Annotated in this window: 19 protein-coding genes; 12 read left to right on the top strand and 7 right to left on the bottom strand. The window is 71.0% G+C overall.

What is annotated here, in order from left to right; genetic code table 11:
* Window positions 1-133 precede the first annotated feature (133 nt).
* From AC0IY1_RS04855 to AC0IY1_RS04835, 5 genes are all read left to right on the top strand, one after another.
* Entirely contained in the window at window positions 134-1,369 is a 1,236-nt protein-coding gene (locus tag AC0IY1_RS04855) for an aspartate kinase (RefSeq protein WP_055955075.1), read from the top strand.
* Between the two features lie 66 nt (window positions 1,370-1,435).
* Entirely contained in the window at window positions 1,436-3,700 is a 2,265-nt protein-coding gene (gene ptsP / locus AC0IY1_RS04850; RefSeq protein WP_055955078.1) for a phosphoenolpyruvate--protein phosphotransferase, read from the top strand.
* Window positions 3,701-3,799: 99 nt separating this feature from the next.
* Window positions 3,800-4,885 carry a peptide chain release factor 1 gene (gene prfA, locus AC0IY1_RS04845; protein ID WP_055955081.1) on the top strand — a complete coding sequence of 362 codons (1,086 nt, stop codon included), beginning with the start codon at window positions 3,800-3,802 and terminating at the stop codon, window positions 4,883-4,885.
* Window positions 4,886-4,908: 23 nt separating this feature from the next.
* Window positions 4,909-5,775, top strand: a complete 867-nt coding sequence (gene prmC, locus AC0IY1_RS04840; protein ID WP_471768031.1) for a peptide chain release factor N(5)-glutamine methyltransferase — start codon at window positions 4,909-4,911, stop codon at window positions 5,773-5,775.
* Window positions 5,776-6,249: 474 nt separating this feature from the next.
* Complete coding sequence (locus AC0IY1_RS04835; protein ID WP_055955084.1) at window positions 6,250-7,557, top strand: DUF4167 domain-containing protein; 1,308 nt, start codon at window positions 6,250-6,252, stop codon at window positions 7,555-7,557.
* Window positions 7,558-7,617: 60 nt separating this feature from the next.
* Here the strand turns inward: AC0IY1_RS04835 and AC0IY1_RS04830 are convergent, their stop codons facing one another.
* The gene (locus tag AC0IY1_RS04830; protein WP_055955086.1) at window positions 7,618-8,355 is read right to left on the bottom strand and encodes a hypothetical protein; all 738 of its coding nucleotides are present in this window, start codon (window positions 8,353-8,355) and stop codon (window positions 7,618-7,620) included.
* A 13-nt stretch (window positions 8,356-8,368) separates the two neighbouring features.
* A complete protein-coding gene (locus AC0IY1_RS04825) occupies window positions 8,369-9,373 on the bottom strand; it encodes a DUF2336 domain-containing protein (protein ID WP_055955088.1) in 1,005 nt (334 codons plus the stop codon).
* A gap of 210 nt (window positions 9,374-9,583) precedes the next feature.
* Between AC0IY1_RS04825 and AC0IY1_RS04820 the strand changes: the two genes are divergently transcribed.
* The 4 genes from AC0IY1_RS04820 to AC0IY1_RS04805 all read left to right on the top strand — a co-directional run bounded on the left by AC0IY1_RS04820 (window position 9,584) and on the right by AC0IY1_RS04805 (window position 11,697).
* On the top strand, window positions 9,584-9,748 hold the full coding sequence (locus AC0IY1_RS04820) for a YqaE/Pmp3 family membrane protein (RefSeq protein ID WP_082513141.1): 165 nt from the start codon (window positions 9,584-9,586) through the stop codon (window positions 9,746-9,748).
* Between the two features lie 76 nt (window positions 9,749-9,824).
* Window positions 9,825-10,430 (top strand): sulfite oxidase-like oxidoreductase, encoded by a 606-nt coding sequence (locus AC0IY1_RS04815; protein ID WP_055955090.1) that lies wholly within the window; start codon window positions 9,825-9,827, stop codon window positions 10,428-10,430.
* Window positions 10,423-11,145 (top strand): ferredoxin reductase, encoded by a 723-nt coding sequence (locus tag AC0IY1_RS04810; RefSeq protein WP_055955093.1) that lies wholly within the window; start codon window positions 10,423-10,425, stop codon window positions 11,143-11,145. The genes AC0IY1_RS04815 and AC0IY1_RS04810 overlap by 8 nt, the downstream gene beginning before the upstream one ends.
* A 111-nt stretch (window positions 11,146-11,256) precedes the next feature.
* Window positions 11,257-11,697: a GFA family protein gene (locus AC0IY1_RS04805; protein ID WP_055955468.1), complete on the top strand. Its 441-nt coding sequence runs from the start codon at window positions 11,257-11,259 to the stop codon at window positions 11,695-11,697.
* 143 nt (window positions 11,698-11,840) lie between these two features.
* Here the strand turns inward: AC0IY1_RS04805 and AC0IY1_RS04800 are convergent, their stop codons facing one another.
* Window positions 11,841-13,538, bottom strand: a complete 1,698-nt coding sequence (locus AC0IY1_RS04800) for a methyl-accepting chemotaxis protein (protein WP_055955095.1) — start codon at window positions 13,536-13,538, stop codon at window positions 11,841-11,843.
* Between the two features lie 216 nt (window positions 13,539-13,754).
* Window positions 13,755-14,843, bottom strand: coding sequence for an NAD(P)/FAD-dependent oxidoreductase (locus AC0IY1_RS04795; RefSeq protein WP_055955098.1), 1,089 nt, complete (start codon window positions 14,841-14,843; stop codon window positions 13,755-13,757).
* 248 nt (window positions 14,844-15,091) lie between these two features.
* Between AC0IY1_RS04795 and AC0IY1_RS04790 the strand changes: the two genes are divergently transcribed.
* Window positions 15,092-16,807, top strand: a complete 1,716-nt coding sequence (locus AC0IY1_RS04790; RefSeq protein WP_055955471.1) for a DEAD/DEAH box helicase — start codon at window positions 15,092-15,094, stop codon at window positions 16,805-16,807.
* Window positions 16,808-16,944: 137 nt separating this feature from the next.
* Here AC0IY1_RS04790 and AC0IY1_RS04785 read toward each other — a convergent pair whose 3' ends face one another.
* Together AC0IY1_RS04785 and AC0IY1_RS04780 are read right to left on the bottom strand one after the other, a co-directional pair.
* Window positions 16,945-17,970, bottom strand: a complete 1,026-nt coding sequence (locus tag AC0IY1_RS04785; RefSeq protein ID WP_156375764.1) for a hypothetical protein — start codon at window positions 17,968-17,970, stop codon at window positions 16,945-16,947.
* Between the two features lie 218 nt (window positions 17,971-18,188).
* The gene (locus tag AC0IY1_RS04780) at window positions 18,189-19,133 is read right to left on the bottom strand and encodes a DUF6925 family protein (RefSeq protein WP_471768027.1); all 945 of its coding nucleotides are present in this window, start codon (window positions 19,131-19,133) and stop codon (window positions 18,189-18,191) included.
* Between the two features lie 49 nt (window positions 19,134-19,182).
* Here AC0IY1_RS04780 and AC0IY1_RS04775 point away from each other — a divergent pair, with 49 nt between their 5' ends.
* Both AC0IY1_RS04775 and AC0IY1_RS04770 read left to right on the top strand, forming a co-directional pair.
* On the top strand, window positions 19,183-20,676 hold the full coding sequence (locus tag AC0IY1_RS04775; protein ID WP_055955106.1) for an ATP-binding protein: 1,494 nt from the start codon (window positions 19,183-19,185) through the stop codon (window positions 20,674-20,676).
* Window positions 20,636-21,331 (top strand): response regulator, encoded by a 696-nt coding sequence (locus AC0IY1_RS04770; RefSeq protein WP_471768238.1) that lies wholly within the window; start codon window positions 20,636-20,638, stop codon window positions 21,329-21,331. The genes AC0IY1_RS04775 and AC0IY1_RS04770 overlap by 41 nt, the downstream gene beginning before the upstream one ends.
* 66 nt (window positions 21,332-21,397) lie before the next feature.
* Here AC0IY1_RS04770 and AC0IY1_RS04765 read toward each other — a convergent pair whose 3' ends face one another.
* Window positions 21,398-21,814 (bottom strand): EVE domain-containing protein, encoded by a 417-nt coding sequence (locus tag AC0IY1_RS04765; protein WP_055955113.1) that lies wholly within the window; start codon window positions 21,812-21,814, stop codon window positions 21,398-21,400.
* Between the last annotated feature and the right edge of the window lie 94 nt (window positions 21,815-21,908).

The following is a 21,908-nucleotide window of genomic DNA, read 5'->3' as shown; positions in this document are numbered from 1 at the left end:
CAGCAGCCAAGCGACGCGGCAGGCCGTGCGGTGTCGGGGAACTCCGTCCCGCGGCCCGCCGGATCCCTGGTCACGCTCGATCCCTGGCTCAAGCGACGTGTCGCGGACGCGACAGGCTCCGTCTGGTGAGAACATGCCCCGTCTGGTGATGAAGTTCGGCGGTACGTCCGTCGCCAATGTCGAGCGCATCCGCAACGTGGCGGCCCACGTGGCCCGCGAAGTCGCGGCCGGCTACGACGTGGCCGTCGTGGTCTCGGCCATGTCCGGCAAGACCAACGAACTCGTCGCCTGGGTCAAGGACGCGAACCCGCTCTACGACGAGGCCGAGTACGACGCGGTGGTCGCCTCGGGCGAGCTCATCACCGCCGGCCTGCTGGCCATCGCGCTGCAGAAGGACGGCATCAAAGCCCGCTCCTGGCAGGGCTGGCAGATCCCGATCCTGACCTCGGATGCCCACGGCTCCGCCCGGATCGAGGGCATCGACGGCGCCCGCCTCGATGCCGGCTTCCAGCGCGGCGAGGTCGCGGTCATCGCCGGCTTCCAGGGCATGCACGAGGCCACCGGCCGGGTGACCACCCTCGGCCGCGGCGGCTCCGACACCAGCGCGGTAGCCATCGCCGCCGCCATCGGGGCCGAGCGCTGCGATATCTACACCGACGTCGACGGCGTCTACACCACCGACCCGCGCGTGGTGCAGAAGGCCCGGCGCATGGAGCGCGTGACCTTCGAGGAAATGCTGGAGATGGCGTCCCTGGGCGCCAAGGTCCTGCAGGTCCGCTCGGTCGAGCTCGCCATGGTCCATCGCGTGCCGACCACGGTGCGCTCCAGCTTCGATCCGCCGGACAACGCCCGGCCCGGCACCCTCATCTGCGACGAGGACGACATCGTGGAACAGCAGATCATCACCGGGATCGCCTTCTCCCGGGACGAGGCGCAGATCACGCTTCGTCGCGTGAAGGACAGCCCCGGCATCGCCGCCGCGATCTTCGGACCGCTGGCCGACGCCAACATCAACGTCGACATGATCATCCAGACCGTGTCGGGCGACCAGTCGACCACCGACATGACCTTCACGGTCCCGTCGGCCGATTACGACCGGGCGCGCAAGATCCTCGACGCGCAGAGCGGTGCGATCGAATTCGCGCAGATCGAGGGTGCCACCGACGTGGTGAAGGTCTCGGCCATCGGCGTCGGCATGCGCAGTCATGCGGGCGTCGCCGCCAAGGCGTTCCGGGCCCTGGCGCAGAAGGGGATCAACATCCGGGCTATCACCACCTCGGAGATCAAGTTCTCCGTGCTGATCGATGCCGCCTACACGGAGCTTGCCGTTCGCACGCTCCACTCGCTATACGGCCTCGACCAGGCCTGAAGGACCGGAGCGCGCGAACGCCCGCGCGCCAACCGGACACGAGGCCGAAGCCGGATCGAGGAGACCATGCCCGCTGCGCCCGGAGGCCCGCGCCTGCTTCTGCGCCGCCTCCGCGAAGCGATGGCGGAGCCGGTCAGCCCACAGGCTCGTCTCGACCGCATCGTCACGCTGATCGCCGCCAACGTGATCGCGGAGGTGTGCTCGGTCTATGTGCTCAGCGATGACAACATCCTCGAACTGTTTGCAACCGAGGGTCTGAACCGCGAGGCGGTCCATCTGACCCGGCTGCGGGCCGACGAGGGCCTCGTCGGCCTCATCGCCAAGACCGCCGAGCCGCTGTCCTTGTCCGACGCGCAGTCCCACCCGGCCTTCTCCTACCGTCCGGAGACGGGCGAGGAGGCCTATCACGCCTTCCTCGGCGTGCCGCTCCTGCGCGCGGGCAACACCCTCGGGGTGCTCGTCGTCCAGAACAAGACCTACCGGGTCTATTCCGAGGAGGAGATCGAGGCCCTCCAGACCACCGCGATGGTGCTCTCGGAGATGATCGCCTCGGGCGAGCTGCAGGCGCTGGCGCCGGGGGCCGGCTCGGCCGCGCGCCGTCCGGTGAGCCAGCGCGGCGTGGCGCTCGCCGACGGCATCGGTCTCGGGCACGTGGTGCTGCACGAGCCGCGCATCGTCATCAAGCAGCTCATCGCCGAGAACGTCGACCGCGAGGTCGAGCGCCTGGAGCTGGCGATCGGCGAGGTGCGCTCGGCCATCGACGACCTCGTCGAGCGCGGCGACAGCATCGGCACCGGCGAGTCCCGCGAGGTGCTGGAGACCGTGCGCATGTTCGCGCACGACAAGGGCTGGCTGCGCCGGATGCGCGAAGCCGTCCATTCGGGCCTCACCGCCGAGGCCGCCGTCGAGCGCGTCCAGTCGGACAACCGCGCCCGGATGATGCGCCAGAGCGACCCGTATCTGCGCGACCGCCTGCACGACCTCGACGACCTGGCGAACCGGCTGCTGCGCACGCTGATCGGGGCGGAGGGCCACGGCGCGCAGCGCGTCCTGCCCGAGAACGCGATCCTGGTCGCCCGCTCGATGGGTCCGGCCGCCCTCCTCGACTACGACCGTACGGCGCTCCGCGGCGTCGTGCTCGAGGAAGGCGGACCGACGAGCCACATCGCCATCGTGGCCCGGGCGCTCGGCATCCCGGCGGTGGGCGAGATCGCCAACGCGACCGCCCTCTGCGACGCCGGCGACGCGATCATCGTCGACGGCGCCACCGGTGAGATCCAGGTCCGGCCCGGCCCGGAGATCGAGGCGGCCTATGCCGAGATGGTGCGCCTGCGCGCCCGCCGGCAGGAGCAGTACCGGGCGCTGCGCGACGTGCCGGCCGTCACCCTCGACGGCACGCAGATCGGCCTGCAGCTGAATGCCGGCCTCCTCATCGACCTGACCCACCTGCACGAGACGGGCGCGGACGGCATCGGCCTGTTCCGCACCGAGCTGCAGTTCATGGTGGCCCAGCGCATGCCCTCGGCCGCCGAGCAGCAGGCGCTCTACGAGGCCGTGTTCGCGGCCACGGGCGACTTGCCCGTCACGATCCGCACCCTCGACATCGGGGGCGACAAGATCCTGCCCTACATGCCGGCCCTCGAGGAGGAGAACCCGGCCCTCGGCTGGCGGGCGATCCGGATCGGCCTCGACCGCCCGGCCCTCCTGCGGGTTCAGTTGCGGGCGCTGCTCAAGGCGTCCGGCGGGCGGCCCCTGAAGATCATGTTCCCGATGGTGGCGACGGTGGACGAGTTCACCCGCGCCAAGGCCATCGTCGAGCGCGAGAAGGCGCACCTGCGGCGGCACGGCCACGCCCTGCCGAGCGACTGCAAGCTCGGCGTCATGGTGGAGGTGCCCTCCCTGCTGTTCCAGATCGACGAGATCGCCCGGGCCGCCGACTTCCTGTCGGTGGGCTCCAACGACCTGATGCAGTTCCTGTTCGCCGTCGACCGCGAGAACCGCCGGGTCGCGGACCGCTTCGACACCCTGAGCGTTCCGGCCCTCCGCGCCTTCCGCGTCATCGCCGAGCGCGCGGCCGCCGCCGGCTGCCCCGCCACGGTCTGCGGCGAGATCGGCGGACGGCCCCTCGAGGCCATGGCGCTGATCGGCCTCGGCTTCCGCCACCTCTCGATGTCGCCGGCCGCCATCGGCCCCGTGAAGGCCATGGTGCTGGGCCTGGACGTCAAGGCGGTGGCGGCGCTGCTCGACACCGAAATGGCCCGCGCCGGAGACGGCGCCACCCTCCGCCCGGCCCTCGCGGCCTTCGCGAAGGCGCAGGGTGTGCCCATCTAGCCTCGGCGTGCCTATCTCCATGGGTCGTGCCGCGGCCCCGTCGTCGACCAGGCCTCCGGCCCGACGAGCCCTTGTTCTGATGAGAGTTTTCCACGGGCGATGACCCCCATTCCTGCAGACCGTCTCGACGCGATCCTGACGCGCCACGACATCGTCACCGCCACGCTGAGCGCAGGCTCGGCGGATTCCGACACCTTCGTGCAGCTGTCGCGCGAATTGTCGGAGCTCGAGGGCGTCGTCGCCGCCATCCACGCCTATCGGGCGGCGGCGCAGAACCTCGCCGACATCGAGGCGCTGATCGACGAGCCGGGCAGCGATTCCGAGATGCGGGCCCTCGCCGCCGACGAGAAGCCGGAGGCCGAGGCCGGGCTGGAGGCGGCGCACCGGGCGCTCCAGCTCATCCTGCTGCCGAAGGATTCCGCCGACGAGAAGAGCGCCATCCTCGAAATCCGCGCCGGGACCGGCGGCGACGAGGCCGCCCTGTTCGCGGGCGACCTCTTCCGGATGTACGGCCGGTACGCCGATGCCAAGGGCTGGAAGGTCGAGGTGATCTCCGAGAGCGAGGGGACCGTCGGGGGCTATCGCGAGGTGATCGCCGAGGTGAAGGGCAAGGGCGTGTTCGCGCGCCTCAAGTTCGAGAGCGGCGCCCACCGGGTGCAGCGCGTGCCGGATACCGAGACCCAGGGGCGCATCCACACCTCGGCCGCCACCGTGGCGGTGCTGCCCGAGGCCGAGGAGGTCGACATCGTCATCAACGATGCGGACCTGAAGATCGACACCATGCGCTCGCAGGGCGCCGGCGGACAGCACGTCAACAAGACGGAATCGGCCATCCGCATCACCCACATGCCGAGCGGCATCGTGATCTTCGTCCAGGAAGAGCGCTCACAGCACAAGAACCGCGCCCGGGCGATGTCGCTGCTGCGTTCCAAGCTGTACGACGCCGAGCGGACCGCCAAGGACGCGGCCCGGGCCGCCGATCGCAAGTCGCAGGTCGGCTCCGGCGATCGCTCCGAGCGCATCCGCACCTACAACTTCCCGCAGGCCCGCGTCACCGACCACCGCATCAACCTGACCCTGTACAAGCTCGAGGAGGTTCTGGCGGGCGTGGCTTTGGACGAGCTCGTCGACGCCCTCGTCACCGAGCATCAGGCCGAGTTGCTGGCCGCCGAGGGCATGGCCTGAGCCGGATGGACGGGCCGGAGCCGATGCGCCTCGATCCGGCGCTCAGCCGTACCGACGCCCTACGCTGCATGAGCGAGGCGCTCGCGGCCCACGACCTCCCGGCACGCGACGCCCGCTTCCTCCTGCTCGACCTCCTGGGGCTCAGCGCGACCGACCTGATCCTGCGGGGCGACCTGCCCCTCGGACCGGAGGGGGCTACGAGGCTCGAAGGGGCCGTCGCGCGCCGTATCGCCGGCGAACCGGTCGCCCGGATCGTCGGTGCCTGGGAATTCTGGGGCCTGCCCTTCGGACTCGCCCCCGAGACCCTGGTCCCGCGAGCGGACACCGAGACCCTGGTGGAGGCCGCCCTGGCCCTCCATCCCGACCGCAGGCGCCCGCTGCGGATCCTCGATCTCGGCACCGGCTCCGGCTGCATCCTCGTGGCGCTGCTCAGCGAGCTGCCGAACGCCACCGGGATCGGCCTGGACCGCTCCGCCGCGGCCCTCATCCAGGCCCGTGCCAACGCAGGGCGGAACGGGGTCGAGACCCGGGCGGCCTTCGTCTGCGCGGACTGGACCGCGGGTCTCAGCGGATGCTTCGACCTCATCGTCTCGAACCCGCCCTATATCGCCCGCGACACGATCCGGGGCCTCGACATCGAGGTCAGGGCGCACGACCCATGGGCGGCCCTCGACGGCGGCGTGGACGGCCTCGACGCCTACCGGGCGATCGTGGAGGCCCTGGCCGGCGGGCCGGTCCGCCTCGGTCCCGGCGGTGCACTCGCCCTCGAAGTGGGCTACGATCAGGCCGAGGCCGTCGCGACGCTCGGGACGCGGGCGGGTCTCGGCCCCGCCACGCGCCATCACGATCTCGCCGGGCACGCCCGCGTCGTTCGCTTCGGGCCCGTGTGAGCGGAAATCGACACGAAAATTCTGCGGGAAACCCGAAAAAAACTGCGCCCTTCGGATGCATCGCGGCAAAAAACGCTTGTTGCCCCCTCGGCGAACCGCTAGTGTCGCAGGCAGATCGCGAACGGTCCATTAAGATGGATCGTGGTAAGACGGGTGGCGGCTCAGGTCCGCGACGCTCTTAGACGGTCTCCCCACGATCAAGCTGGCGCGCGCGGGCAGAGGCGCAGGAGCTTGGTCAACTTCGTGCCTGAAAACCGAAGGACGCCTGGACGCTCAGAGCGCGCCTTGGTCAACGGACAGAGACGACAAGCACGGCGAAATCGATCACGGACACACCGGACCCGGATCACGCGGCGCCAGCGACGAGCCTGATGACAGGACGCGTCGTGGCCGCCTGGAACCCGCCGCATCATCAGACGCTCCGAGACGAACGAGGGTCAATCGAGACCGATGAGACCAAACCAGAATAGACGGATGCGCGGTCGCAACCGCCCCAAAGGTCCCAATCCGCTTACGCGTTCCTACGAATCCAACGGACCGGACGTCAAGATTCGCGGTACCGCCCAACACATCGCCGACAAGTATGCCCAGCTCGCGCGCGACGCGCAGGCCAGCGGCGACCCGGTGGCGGCAGAGAACTACTTCCAGCACGGCGAGCATTATTTCCGGATCATCTCCGGTGCCCAGGAACAGACCCGCCAGCAGGTGGGTGGTTACGCCCGTGGCTTCGACGACGAGGGCGACGAGGGTGACGACGAGGGCCAGGGCGCCCCGCAGGGCTACGCCGCCTCGAGCTACGGCGCGAACGGCTACAACGAGGAATACGCCGACCCGAGCCAGCAGCCCCAGCCGACGGGCTACGAGCCCCGGCAGGAGGCGCGGCAGGATTCCCGCCCCGACAACACCCGCGCGGACAATTACCGGCAGGACTACAACCGGCCAGATTCGAACCGGCAGGATTCGAATCGGCAGGATACCGGTCCGGACAACAACCGGCAGAATCGTCGCGACCGCTTCGCCAATCGCGGCGACCGTCCGCAGCGCTTCGACAATCAGCGCGACGGCAACCGTCCGGACTACAACAACAACCGTCGCGACGACTTCGGTCGCCAGGAAGGCAACCGGCAGGACGGCAATCGGCAAGACGGCAACCGGCAGGACTACACGCGCCAGGATGCCAACCGGCAGGATTCGAACCGGCAGGACGGCAACCGGCAGGATTTCCGGGCGGATCAGAACCGCCAGGACAATCCGCGGCAGGAAAGCCCTCGGCAGGAGACTCCGCGCCAGGACTACAATCGTCAGGATCAGTCCCGACAAGATCAGCCGCGGCAAGATCAGCCGCGCCAGGATTTCCGGCCTGCTCCGGTCCGGTCCGACGCCCCCCGTTACGAGAACGGGCGCGCGGACAACTCGGGGAACGAGGCACCGCGCGCCGACTTCGGTGGCCAGGAAACCGGACGTCAGGAATCCGGACGCCAGGATGCGCCCCGGCCTGCCCGCGCCAACGAGGCACCGCCCCGGCGCAGCCGACGCCGCGACGAGCGGGATTCGGCCGGACCGGCCGAGGACGTCGCCGCCCTGCCGGCCTTCCTGATGACGCCACCGCGTCCCGTTCCCGTCGCCGAGCCGGCCGCGCAGTCGGACACTCAGGGCGAATCGACCTCCGCTGCACAGGATGACGGCGCACCGGCCCCCAAGCCCCGCCGCCGCCGCCGCGCTCGGTTCGAAGGTTCGGACGGTGCTATCGGCAGCGACGATCCGACACCGGTGACCGAGTAAGCTCGGTTCCACGTTGCGAAACTCTTGGAAGCCGCCCCCCCGGGCGGCTTCTTCGCGTTTCTAAGGGCCACGCCAGTCGAGAAAAGCCTCGACCCGATGGATCAGCCGGCGATGGCGCGTCGCCTCACCGAAGGGGGCGAGGTCCCAAGTCCAGCGCCGATCGGCCCGGCCCAGGCGCAACCCGTGCAGCAGGTCGAGTCGCGCGATCTCCTGCCCGGCCCGGTCCTCCTCGATCTGCTCGACGTCCGTGACCAGGCAGACGCGGGCCCGCAGCCCCGCAAGGCCGTCGAGATGAGCCCGCACGATCCGGCTTCCGAGATCCGGCGGCACGAAGCCGGGCCGGTCCAGGGGCAGGATCGGCAGCTGCGACAGGAGGTTGGCCGAGACCACGAAGTCGACCGTCTCGCCGCCGCACAGGGCGGCCAGGGGTTCGGGCCGATCGGGTTGGAGGGCGAGGTCCGCCGTGATCAGCCGGACGTTGGGATGGGCCCGCGCGCGGAGGCGGGCCGGCCAGAGATGCACGGCATCGACGAGGTCGACCCGCTCGAAGCGCGCGGCGAGCTCCGCGAGCGGAACGTCCTGGAGAAGGCCGGAGCCCAGCACCACGGCCACGCGCCGCTGTGGGAGCCCGTCGCAGGCCTCCAGGATCGCGGCCCGCGCCGCGGCGAGATGGGGGGCCCAGGCGCGGCGGCAGCGGCGCCCCCGGGACATCAGCAGGACGCTCTCGCGCAGGTAGCCCCTCCGACGATGGGCAAGGGACACCGGCGTGACGAGAAGGTGGAGGAGTTCGACGAGCACGCCGCCCCCCGGATCAGAGGGCCGAGCCCGAAGGACCCCGCCCCTCCCGCTCGCCGCCCGACTGCGCCGAGAGGCGGACCACCCGCTGCGCCGTGGTGACCGACAGGGCCTGGAAGGCCGTCTGGATCCCGCTCCATTCCTCGGGCCGCCGAACCGGCCCGGGTTTCGCCCGCAGGAACAGCTTCAGGGTCCCGAAGCCCAGACGGATCGAGCGCAGGAGAAACAGCAGGGGATCGTGGTCCGTCGCATCGTAGGCGCGCCGGGCGAAGGTGGGCGGCACCGCGGCGAGGCGCGCGACCTCGGCCAACGCCTTGTCGAGGTCTCCGGCCCGGATCAGGTCGTCGATGCGCTGCTCATCCGCATCCGTCGCCCGCGGGAGGGTCTGGTCCCGCCGCAGGCCGACCGCCAAGCCGGCCGCCGAGCCGCCCGCCAAGCCGCCCGCCGAGACGGCGGGCTGTCCCCGAGGGGCGACGCGGGTCACCAGCATGGCCCGCAGGACCGCATCGCCGCGGGCCCGTTCCCCGAGCGCGGTGTAGGCTGCGCCGGAGAAATGCGCCCCGGCATTGGCGGCGACCACGTGCACCGTCTGCCGGTCCCCGCGTGCGACCAGCACGTCGGTGACGCGCTCGCCGAGCGTCGGCCGCTGCGCGACGGCCCGCAGGTGCTCCTGGCCGCGCGATTCGGAGACGGTGACGAGATCGGCCTCGTCGAGGCGCGGCGAGCGCTGGAGCACGGGACGGGCCACCGCGATGTCCGGATCGAAGGCCAGGTCCCGCACCACGGCGCGCGGTGCGTTGCGCACGTCCGCCAGGTCGTCCGCCAGGATCACGCGGGCGGCTGCATCGACCGCGCGGGCCAGGGGCAGCATCGCGGCGTCGAAGACCTCCACCTGCTCCTCGAGCAGTTCGGCGGCCCGCTCGGTGAAGAGCGTCGACAGCCGTTGCAGCACCCGTCCGCGCTGGCGCAGCCCGCCGGATCGGACCACCTGCTCGATGTCGCGCACGAGGGTTTCGATCATACGCGGAATCCCTGCGCGGCCCGTCCTTCGGTCTTGCCCCGCACATTCTGTGGACGCAGAGATTAAGAAAATGAAATCCCCGATGGCCCCGCCGGGGAACTTGGCCCCGCCGGGGAACTTGGCCCCACCGGGGAACTTGGCCGCGACGATCCCGTTGCGGTTGGGCCATTGCGACCGCAGTCCCGCGGGCGCAGTCTCCCCGGAGCGACCGTGTCGAACCTCGTCCGCATCATCCTCGCGATCTTCCTGCCGCCGATCGCGGTCCTCATGACCACCGGCATCGGCCTGCAGTTCCTCCTCAACATCCTGCTGACGCTGCTGGGCGTTTTGCCGGGCACCATCCATGCCCTGTGGCTGGTGCTGCGCGATCGCTGAGGGAATGATAGCCTGCCATGCGGGATGATCGTCGAGGCGCGATCGCCCTGAACGGTCGGACGAGGGCGAGGGGAGCATGAGCACACGAGGTTTCACGGGGCGCAAGCCGCCCGAGGCGACCCGCGAGCGTCTGCCCCCGGGCCAATACCTCACCGAGGACTTCCCGGTGCTCCAGATCGGCCCGAACCCGCGAATCGACCTCGCGACCTGGTCGTTCACCCTGCGTGAGGGGTCGCGGCCCCTGAAGAGCTGGAGCTGGGACGCCTTCAACGCCCTGCCCCGCACCCGCTGGGGCGGCGATATCCACTGCGTGACGAAGTGGTCGAAGTTCGACACCGCCTGGGAGGGCGTGAGCTTCGACGACCTCCTGGCCGATGCCGGCCTCGACGCACCGACGGCCTTCCTCCTCGCCGAAGGCTACGACGACTACACCACCAACGTGCCGGTGGCGGACCTCACCGGCGGCAAGGCCATGGTGGCGACCCACTACGACGGCGCGCCGATCCCGGTGGATCATGGCGGCCCGGCCCGGCTCCTGGTGCCGCACCTGTATTTCTGGAAGAGCGCCAAGTGGGTGAAGGGCCTGCGCTTCACCCGGCGGGACGAGGGCGGCTTCTGGGAGCTGCGCGGCTACCACATGTACGGCGATCCCTGGCGCGAGCAGCGCTTCACCGGTGATTGATCCCGCGCCAGGACCCCTCCCCTGGCAGACCGCGACCCTGACGGCCATCCGTCCGGTGACGCGGCGGGTGAAGAGCTACCGCTTCCGGGTCGCCTTCGACCGGCCGATGCTGGCCGGGCAGCACGTCGACGTGCGCCTCACCGCGCCGGACGGGTACCAGGCCCAGCGCAGCTACTCGATCGCCTCCGCGCCGGACGGCGACGGCACCATCGAACTGCTGATCGAGGGCCTTCCGGAGGGCGAGGTCTCGGGCTTCTTCGACGCGGTGGCGGAGGTCGGCGACACGATCGAGTTGCGCGGCCCGATCGGCGGATCCTTCGTCTGGCGCCCGGAGGATGGCGGCCCCCTCTTCCTGGCGGGCGGCGGCTCGGGGGTGGTGCCGCTCCTGTCGATGCTGCGCCACCGTGCGGCGACGGCGCCTGGCGTGCCCGCCCTCCTTCTCTACTCCGTGCGCGATGCCAGCGAGATCATCGCCGCCGAGGAGCTGGCGGTGCGCGCCCGCGACGAGGCGCAGTTCCAGCTGATGCTCAACCTGACCCGGGCCGGCGGCCGTCGGGTCGACGCGGCGGTGATCGCGGAGGCGCTGGACCGGCTCGGTCCGCCGCGCCATGCCTATCTCTGCGGCGGCAATCCCTTCGTCGGGGCGGTGGCGGAGCTCCTCCTCGACGCCGGGGTGGACCCCGCCCGCGTCCGGACCGAGCGCTTCGGCGGCTGAGCGGCAATCGCGGGTTTCGGCCGGGCCGGCTCCGCCACGGATCACGGACCGCGCAGGTTTCGGCAGACGGGAGGGAACGCCATGTCAGCAGACTCCAAGTCAGACGACACAATATCGGCAGATAATCCGTCGGCGGAGCGCCCCCAGCACGAGGGACAGTGTCACTGCGGCGGCGTCCGGTTCCGGGCGACCCTGAGCGACGGGCTCGACACGGTCCGGCGTTGCACTTGTTCGTATTGCCGGATGCGGGGAGCGGTGGTGGTCTCGGCGGAAACCAACGGCGTCGAGATCCTACGGGGCGCGGACCTGCTGACCAGCTATCGCTTCAACACCGGCGTGGCGCAGCACTTCTTCTGCGCGTGCTGCGGGATCTACACGCACCACCAGCGCCGCTCGAATCCCAACCAGTACGGCGTCAACGTCGCCTGCCTCGACGGCGTCAGCCCCTTCGATTTCGCCGAGATCCCGGTGGTCGACGGCGTCAACCATCCCAGCGACACCGGCGGATCGAGCCGGCTCGCCGGCACGCTGCGCTTCGTCCCCGCCCGCTAGGCGCCCGTTCGGACTCCGGGGAGGTCGGACTACGGGGAGGTCGGACTCCGGGGAGGTCGGACTCCGGGGAGGTCGGAATCCGGCCGCGTCCCGAAGGTCGCGGCCGGCATTGAGCCCGTGGCCGTCACGGGCCGTTCCGGCGATCAGGCCGCCCGAACGGTTGCCAGGAAGCGGGCGACTTCCGTCCCGAGCTGCTCGGACTGGCGCGAGAGCTCGGAGGCGGCGCCCAGGACCTGGCTGGCCGCCGCGCCGGTCTCCTCGGAGGCCTGCGCGACGCTGGCGATGTTGCTGGTCACCTGGCTCGTGCCGCTGGAGGCCTGGGCGACGTTGCGCACGATTTCCTGCGTCGCCGCGCCCTGCTCCTCCACCGCGGCCGCGATCGAGGCGGCGACGCCGTTGATCTCGCGGATGCGCGTGCTGATGGAGCCGATGGCCGCGACCGCCTGCCCGGTGACACCCTGGATCTGGCCGATCTGCGTGCCGATCTCATCGGTGGCCCGCGCGGTCTGGGCCGCCAGTTCCTTGACCTCGGTGGCGACCACGGCGAAGCCGCGCCCGGCCTCGCCGGCCCGGGCCGCCTCGATGGTCGCGTTCAGCGCGAGCAGGTTGGTCTGGCTGGCGATGTTCGAGATCAGCCCGACCATGTCGCCGATCCGTGCGGAGGCCTGGCTCAGGGCCTGGACCAGCTGCATGGTCTGGTCGGCCTCGCCCACGGCGGTCTGGGCGAGATCCGAGGAGCCCGAGACCTGACGCCCGATTTCCTGCACGGAGGAGCCGAGTTCCTCGGCGGCGGCCGCGACGGTCTGCACGTTGGCGGCGGCCTCTTCGGCGGCGCCCGCCACGGTGCTGGACTGGCTGGCCGTGTCGCTGGCGGTGGTGGTCATCGACTGGGCGGTCGCCTGCAGCTCGGTGGCGGAGGACGAGACCATGCCGACGATGCCGCCGACCGCGCGCTCGAAGGAATCCGCCAGCTCCACCATCGTCCGCTTGCGCTCGAGGGCGGCAGCCGCGTCGGCGATGCGCTTCATCTCGGCCTGCTCGGCCGCCTTGATCGCCACCATGGCCTTGATGCCCTCGACGGCGCGACCGATGGCGCCGATCTCGTCACCGCGGGACGCCTCCGCGATCTCGGCCTCGATATCGCCCTTCGCCATGCCCTGAAGCACCTGCACGAGACGGCTCATGGGCCGGGTGATTCCGAAGGCGACGATCGCGGCGGCCAGGGCCATCACGCCGAGCAGGCCTGCCGCCGTGGCGGTGATGAGCATGGTGCTGGCGGCGCCGACGGCCCGCTCGGCCTCGTCACGGGCCTGGCGAAGTTCGGCGGTCAGGATCTCGAGGCGGGGCTGGATGATCTCCCGGACCTTGGTCCGCGCCACGGACCCCTCGATCAGGAGGATCTTGGCGGCCTCATCTCCCTGGTTCTTCAGGCCGAGGGCGTTGGACCGGTTCATGATGGTGATCAAATCACCGAGCGCGTCGCGCAGCTTCACCGGCACCGCCTTGCGCTCCGGGGTATCGGCCAGCGCCATCAACCGTTCGACCCCATCCAGGGCCGCTTTCGTGGCCGTATCGTAACGCGAGTTGTACCCGGCCATTTCCTGCTCGCGGGTCTCGAGGATGATGTTGCGCGCCTGGACCGAAGCCTCGTTCACGTTGATGCGGATACTCAGAATACTTTCGAGGCGCGCGGCCTGAACATCGACGATGTTCACCGTTTGCTGCGACAGATTTTTCAGAGTGGCGTATGAGTAAAACGCAAGACCAGCCGCGACGAGCGCAAGGATAACAAGCGGTGAGGCCACTTTGACGATGATCTTGGCATTTCGGAGGATGCGCATCACGGTAACCCAAGAGAAAATCGATCCTGCGGTACTTAGGAACTTTCACTTAAAAAGTCATAAACACTATTTCCCTTGCGTTTCCGCGAGCGATAAAATTCTTCGCGCTTCTCAGGCGTGAGGAAAAATTGTTTGCGGATGCTGGGGTGGGCGATGTCCATCACGCCGCGAGACGCACCCCTCGCCCCTGCGTGTTCCGACGATCGGAGAGTGCGCTCAGGCGCCGACCAGCCGATCCGCGACGTCTTCGGCCAGGGACAGGCTCGAAGTCAGGCCCGGGCTCTCGATCCCGAAGAGGTGGACGAGGCCGGGGAGCCCGTGCTCGGCCGGGCCATCGATCCGGAAATCGGCGGCGGGCTCGCCCGGCCCCGTCAGCTTCGGTCGGATGCCGGCATAGTCCGGGGTGAGCACCCCGTCCGGCAGGCCCGGCCAATAGCGGCGGATCGCCCGGGCGAAATGATCGGCGCGGGCGGGATCGACCCGGTAGTCGAGGGTCTCCACCCATTCGACGTCGGGCCCGAAGCGCATGCGGCCGGCGAGGTCCAGCGTCAGGTGGATTCCGAGGCCGCCCTCGACGGGGGCCGGATAGATCAGCCGCGAGAAGGCGGGCCGGCCGGTGCAGCCGAAATAGCTGCCCTTCGCCAGGACCTGGCGCGGGATGCGCGCGGCGGGATAGGCCTCGACCGCCCCCGCGACGGCCTGGGCCCCGAGGCCGGCGGCATTGACCACGGCCTCGAACGGCAGGGCCTCGCCGTTCACGGTGACGCTCCAGCCCTCCGGCCTCCGGGCGATCTCCGTGATCCGGCTGTTGAAGGCGATGGCGCCTCCGGCATCCTCCAGGTCGCCCTGGAGCGCCAGCATCAGCCCGTGGCTGTCGACGATCCCGGTGCCGGGCGCGTGCAGCGCCGCGACGCAGGCGAGGTTCGGCTCCAGGGCCCGGGCCTCGGCCCCGTCGAGGAGCGCCAGGCCCGGGACCCCGTTGGCGTCGCCGCGATCCTTGAGCGCCGCGATGGCCTCGCGCTCGGCCTCCGCGGTGGCCACGATGAGCTTGCCGCAGCGACGGTAGGCAACGCCGTGGCTGTCGCAGAAGGCCGCGAGCATGGCCGCGCCGGCCACGCAGTGCCGCGCCCGCAGGGAGCCCGCCGGATAGTACATCCCCCCATGGATGACCTCGGAATTGCGGGCCGAGATGCCCGTGCCGATCGCCCCCTCGGCCTCCGCGACGATGACCGCGTGGCCCCGGCGCGCGAGGGCCCGGGCCACGGCGAGACCAACGATTCCGGCACCGACGACGAGGATATCCATGACGGGCCGGAGATGAGCACGAGACGGACCGGGAACACAACATGGCACGCGTCCACCGCGGGCCCGGGCGCCCAGGGGTGGAGGGGCATGCATCCGCGGTCATGGCGCTGGGCCGCAGTTCCGGCTACAAGAGACGCCATCCGTAACCGTTCGAGGCCGGAATCACGTCGGTTTGGAGAGGATCGCGCCCATCGCGACGGCTCCCCGGCGGGTTCTTCGCCTGCTTGCCCCCTAAGGCTTCCGTCACCGTGCCCTTCCCCACCCTGCCGGCCCCGCTCGCCCGAGCGCTGACCGCGCGCGACTACGAAGACCCGACGCCCGTCCAGAGCGCCGTCATCGAGGCGGCCGCGCAAGGCCGCGACCTGCTCGTCTCGGCCCAGACCGGCTCGGGCAAGACCGTCGCGTACGGCCTCGCCTTCGCCGAGACCCTCCTGGGCGACGCCGAGCGATTCGGCCCCGCCGGCGCGCCGCTCGCCCTCGTCATCGCCCCGACGCGCGAGCTCGCGCTGCAGGTCGAGCGCGAATTGTCCTGGCTCTATGCGGAGACCGGCGCCCGCGTCATCTCCTGCGTCGGCGGCATGGACCCGCGCCGCGAGAGCCGCCAGCTCAACGACGGCGCCCACATCGTCGTCGGCACCCCGGGCCGCCTGCGCGACCACCTGGAGCGCCGCAACCTCGCCACTCAGGACCTGCGTGCCGTCGTCCTCGACGAGGCCGACGAGATGCTCGACCTCGGCTTCCGCGACGACCTGGAATTCATCCTGTCGGTGACCCCGAAGGAGCGGCGCACCCTGCTGTTCTCCGCGACCCTGCCGAAGGCGATCGCGACGCTGGCCGAGCGCTACCAGAACGACGCCCTGCGCATCGCCGTGAAGGGCCAGGAGCGCGGCCACGCCGACATCACCTACAAGGCCATCCGCGTTGTGCCGCGCGAGCTGGAGCACGTGGTGGTCAACACCCTGCGCTTCATGGATGCGCCGACGGCGATCATCTTCTGCAACACCCGCAACGCGGTGCGCCACCTCCAGGCGGTGCTCACCGAGCGCGGCTTCTCGGCCGTGGCGCTCTCGGGCGAACTCGGCCAGGGCGAGCGCAACGCCGCCCTCCAGGCGCTCCGGGACGGTCGGGCCAAGGTCTGCGTCGCCACCGACGTCGCCGCCCGCGGCATCGACCTGCCCACCGTCAGCCTCGTCATCCACGCCGACCTGCCGCACGATGCCGAGGTGCTGCAGCACCGCTCCGGCCGCACCGGCCGCGCCGGGCGCAAGGGCACCAGCCTCCTGCTGATTCCGGCCTCGAAGCGGCGCCGGGCCGAGCAGATGCTGATGATCGCCAAGGTCTCGTTCGAGTGGGCCGGCCCGCCCACCGCCGACGAGATCCGCCGCCTCGACGGCGAGCGCATGTGGCAGGACCCGATCTTCACCGAGGAGCCGGCCGAGGAAGACGTGGCCATGGCCGAGACCCTGATGGCGCAGCGCACGCCGCAGGAACTCGCCGCGGCCCTGGCGCGGATCTACCGCTCGCGCCTGCCCGCCCCCGAGGACGTCACCGATCCGGGTGCCGGCCCGGAGCGCAAGTCCCGCCCGGTCTACGATCCCGCCGACGCGGACCGCATCGACGCTCAGGGCCCGGCCGTGTGGTTCCGGCTCAACCTCGGCCGGCGCGACAACGCCGATCCGCGCCGCCTGCTGCCGATGCTGACCCGGCGCGGCAATATCGGCCGCCAGGAGATCGGTGCGATCCGCATCTTCGATCGGGAGACCAAGTTCGAGGTCCGGGGTGGCGCCGCCTCGCGCTTCGCCCAGACCTTCGCCAAGAACGGCTCGCCCGAGATCCAGGTGGAGCCGCTCCTCGACGACGAGCCGGCTCGCGAGGAGAAGGGACCGAAGGGCTTGAAGAGCCCGCGCGGCGCGCGCCACGAGCGCGAGATCGCCAAGAAGCCCCGCGCCAGCCGGGCACGCTGACCCGACGGGGCGCGCCCGCGGCCCGGGCGCGCCAACGCAACGGACAACGCCCGAAGCCGGGCGTGCTCACGCGATGAAGAGCGCCCGAAGCCGGGCATGCTTATGCGCTGAAGAACGCCCGAAGCCGGGCGCCCGCGCTAGAAGTGGTCGGGCAGGTTCCTCACCGCATTTCCGAGGGCCTCGACGCTCTCGGCGATCTTGCGCCCGGCCGGCGCCAGCGACGGCACCTTCACGCCCAGGAACTCGGTCTGCTCCGGCTCAGGCTCCGCCTGCGCGACCTGAGGCGCTGGCGCCGTCTCCGGCTTCGCCGGCTTGGCGCTCGCGGCCTTGGCGACCACCGGCTTGGTCGCGACAGGTTTGACAACGACGGGCTTGTCGACGGACGCCCTGGTTTCCGGCGTCTTGGCGACGGGATTGTGCTTCGGCCCCTCCGGCGCCAGGGCCGTGAAGGTGCCGTTCGTCGCCCGCGACCGGGTCGTCTCGTTGGGCAGCGGCGCGATCAGGGCGGCCGTACGGGTTGCCGGAACCAGCGAGGCGGGACGCGCCGGCGGCAGAACCGCGGCATTCTCGATCGGCGGCAGGCGGGCCGGCTTCGTCGCGACCGGGGCCGCCGTCGGCTTCTCAACCGGCAGCGCCTCGGATACCCGCTGCTCGGGAGGCCGTGCTTCGGCAAGTGTCACGCCGGCAGGCTTCGATTCCCAGGACTTCGGCTCCAAGGACTTCGCCTGCAAGGACGTCGCATCCACGGGCTTTGCATCCGCGGGCTTCGCTTGCGACGGCTTGACCTCAGCGACCGGCGCCGTGGGTGGGGCGATCGCTGCCGGCAGGAGCGCCGCCTTCGGAGCCGCGGCAGGCTGATCCGGCACGGCCGCGACGGGCTTCGGCTGCGCCGGCGCGAGGACCGGGACGCCATCGCGCAGGTCCGGCCACTCGGAGGCGTTGCGTCCGAGGCTCGCGGGCGTGGCGGACGCGGTGGCGAGGGTCGGCCGGGCGAATTGCGGTCCCGCGAGGCTGCCGAGGGTCGCGAAGGCGAAGGCGGTGAAGCCGGCGAGGCCCAGGAGGCCGGCCCCGGAGAGCAGCACCAGCCGGAGGTTCGCCCGGGACGGGCGCGGCGCCGGCGGGGCGGGGCGCCGGGTCTCGGAGGGGTCGATCGTTACGGACATCAGGGTCTCAGACATCTCGCACGCTTCAAGAGGTTCGGATTGACCGTTGCCGGTCGATCACGCGGCGCTGGTCGTGCACGACCGGCGCGGCGACGCCGGAGCGGCGACACCTGCGTGTAACGAAAGAGGCGCCGCAATGGGGCATGAAGATGTCCTTAACCCAATCCTTGAACAGGCTCGGATCAGGCGCGGCACGAATCTGAATAGAGCCAACAGGTTTAACGAGGGGTGTCTGTAGACGACTTGGCACTGTCCTGGTTCGCCGCTGCAGCGATCTGAACCTGAACGAGGCGCGAAACGGCGCGCGTCGCACGATTCGCCGCCAGCGGCGCGACGGTGTCCCCCGCGAGCAGGCGCGCCTTCAGGCGGACCAGCTCCGGGTCGCCCCAGCGGCTCAGCACCGCCTGGAAGCTCGCATGCGCCCCAGGATCGAAGGGGCGGAATCGGCCCGCGCCGTCCCGGCAAGGATGCGGCGGCGTGAATTGCGCGACGGGCACCAGCCCGGACGGGATCGGGGCAGTGGCGGCGTGGGTGCGGCCGAGGCCGAGGATCTTCGGGTCGAGGAAGGCCCGCGGCCCGTCCGAAGACGCCGGCGCACCGGCGAAGACCTCGATCCGGCCGAGGGGCGTGGTGACGACCACGTCGGCGGCGGCCATCGGGCCCCGGACCGCCTCGATCGTGTCCGCCACGGTCCGACCGGCCAGCACGGCGAGGTGCGCGAGCGTGTCCGGGTCTGCAGAGCGCAGGAGCAGGCGGCCCTGCGGCAGGTCGAGGCCGAGGTCGAACCACTTATCCCCACGATTCTGCGCGCGAAGTGCCCCGTGGTCGCGTCCCACGTCGCGGATCGGTCCGGCCCCCGCCCGAGGGCAGCGTGCCCCGGGCAGACACAGGGCGACGGCGTGGCTCCAACCGCCGGTGAAGGCGGTCTCGTAGGCCACGGGAATCGCCGCTGCCGGCTCGAGCGCGATCCCGCCGAACGCCGTGACGTGGCCGGGGCGGCCGTCCGCCGGAGCGGCAAAGAACGGGTCGCGGCGGCGCCCGAAACGCGCGAGCGCACCGAAGCCCCCCATCGTCCAGGTGGTCTCCGGATCGGCCAGGGCTTCGGCCACCAGGCGCGAAACCGCCTCGGGACGCTGCCATCCGGCCTCGGGTTCGCTACACACGGGGTGACCACCGCGCATCGTTTCCCCGACGGGCCCCACCCAAGTCGCCATGCCTCACGACGCCGCCTCCGCTCCCCGCTCCCGGTGGGGCCTCATCGCCCGGACGGCTAGCGACCCGGCCCCGCGGGAGCGGATCGGCCGCTGGCCGTACTGGGCCTCGTGGTCGACCCGCACCCGGATGATCGTCCTCGTCCTCGCCATCGACATCCTGGCCGCCCTGGTCTCCTGCGCCCTGATCGTGCTGAACGCCCGCTCCGCCGTCGAGGTCGAGATGCAGGCGGCGATGACGAATGTCGAGCTTCTGGTCTCCGACACCATCGACCTCGCCCAGGCCGGCCCGCCCGCCGGCATCCTGCAGACCCTGACCCTGCGCATCCACGACCTGCGCCACGTCCGCGTCACCGTCCTCGACGCCGAGGGCAAGGTCGTGACGGGGGGCCTCGGCCGGGTCCGGCGCGACCAGCACGCCGCGCCGGCCTGGTTCGCGGCGCTGATCGCCCCGGCGATCCGGGAGCACGACCTGCCCATCGTGGCCCAGGGACGGCGCATCGGCACGGCCCGCATCACCACGCAGCCCCGCGACGAGATCGACGAGGTCTGGGGCTACGCCCTGTCGCTGTCGCTCGCGAGCCTCTGTCTCAGCCTCGGCCTGCTTGGCGCCCTGACGGTGGCGTTCGGCCGGGTCCTGGCCCCCCTGACGCAGCTTTCCGAGGGCCTGATCCAGCTCGAACAGCAGGACTACACCGCGCGCCTCGAACCGCCCGCCTCCCGAGAGCTCGCCGCCATCGCCGCCCGCTTCAACCGCGTGGCGCAGGCCCTGTCCGAGACCCGCGCCGCCAACGGGCGCCTGAACCGCCAGCTCCTCTCGGCCCAGGACGACGAGCGCCGGCGCACGGCCCTGGAGTTGCACGACGAGTTCGGCCCCTGCCTCTTCGCCCTGGAAGCCACCGCCGCCTCGGTGGTCCGCATGGCCGAGGCCGAAGCGCCCCCCGACCGGGACCGCCTGAGGCAGCGGGCCCAGGACATCGCCAGCATCGTCGGCCAGGTGCAGACGCAGAACCGCGACCTCCTCAACCGCCTGCGCCCGCACGCCCTCGGGCAGGTGCCGCTGCCGGATTGCCTCGACCTGCTGCTGCGCGACTTCCGCCGGCGCCATGCCGGCACGCGCTTCGCCGGCAGCTTCGACGGGCTGGCGCGGGGCTACGGCGACGTCACGGACCTCACCGTCTTCCGCTGCATCCAGGAGAGCATGACCAACGCGGTCCGCCATGGGCGCGCCTTGAACGTCACCGTCCGGGCCCGCGACGAGGCGGTCGCGGGAATGGCGGGCGGCCGGGCCCTGCACCTGACCATCCGCGACGACGGCAGCGGCATCGCCCCCGAGCACGGCCTCGGGCTCGGACTGTCGGGGATGCGCGAGCGCGTGGAGGCCCTGGGCGGCACGTTCCGGCTTGACAATGCCCCGCCCGGCGCGGTTGTCCGGATCATGATTCCGCTCGATGATGAGCGGGACGCCGAAACGAGTCCGATTCCCAGCGCATGAACGCGATCGCCCCCCCCCCGAGGCCCCCACCCTCGTCATCGACGATCACCCGATCGTGCTCCAGGGATGCCGGCGGGTGCTCGAGGATGCGGGCATCGAGCGGATCCTCGAGGCCACCAGCGTGGTCGCGGCCTACCGTCACTTCCTGCGCGCCCGCCCCGCCACGGTGATCTGCGACCTGACCTTCCAGGGCAGCGGGCTCGCTGGCCTGGAGCTGATCCGCCGGATGCGGGCCGCCCATCCGGGGGTGCGCGTCCTCGTGTTCAGCATGCACAACGATCCGGTCATCGTCTCGCGGGCCCTGGAGGCCGGCGCCCTGGGCTACGTGCTCAAGGACCACGCCTCCGGCGAGCTGTTCGAGGCCTTCGAGCGGGTCCGGTCCGGCCGCCCCTACCTCGATCCGCGCCTGGCCACCGAAGTGGCGATGCTGCGCACCGACCCGAAGCGCACGCCCGAGACCCAGCTGACGCCGCGCGAACTGCAGATCCTGCAGCGCCTGGCGCAGGGCAAGTCCTACGGCGCCATCGCGAGCGACCTGTCGGTCAGCTACAAGACCATCACCAATGCCTGCTCGATGATGCGCCAGAAGCTCGGCCTGCGCACCCTGGCGGAGTTGATCCACGTTGCGGTGACGCAGGCACAGCGCCAGGGCTGAGACGGGTCCCGCCCGGCAAGGATGGGAACCCTTTCGGCAAGCCCACGCGGCGCCGGGGCGAAACGCTCAGCCGAAGCCGCCCATCGCGCGCACCACCGCCCACTCGGTCTCCGTCACCGGCTGAACCGACAGGCGCGAATTGTTGGCGAGCACCATGGCGGCGAGGCGCGGCTCGGCCTTGATCGCCTCCAGGGTGACGGGGCGGGGCAGCGCTTCCACGGCGCGCAGGTCGACCATGCCGAAGCGGCCGGTCGCGTCGGAATCATCCGGGTAATAGGGCCGGATCACCTCGACGATGCCGACCACGGCCTTGCCCTCGTTCGAGTGGTAGAAGAACCCGCGCTCGCCCACCTCCATGGCCATGAGGTGCTTCTTGGCGACGTGGTTGCGCACGCCGTTCCAGTGGGTTCCGGCGCCGCCGGCGGCGACCTGCTGCTCCCAGGACCAGGTCGAGGGCTCGGACTTGTAGAGCCAGTAGGCCATGCGCTTCTCCAGAGACGTCGGCTCCATAGCACCGGCCAAGCGTGGCCGTCAGGCCCCGCACATCACAGAAGCCAAGCGTGGCCGTCAGGCCCCG

This window comes from Methylobacterium sp. AC690, assembly GCF_979256535.1.
The sequence above is the reverse complement of the archived record's forward strand: the minus strand, read 5'-3'. Positions and strand labels throughout refer to the sequence as shown.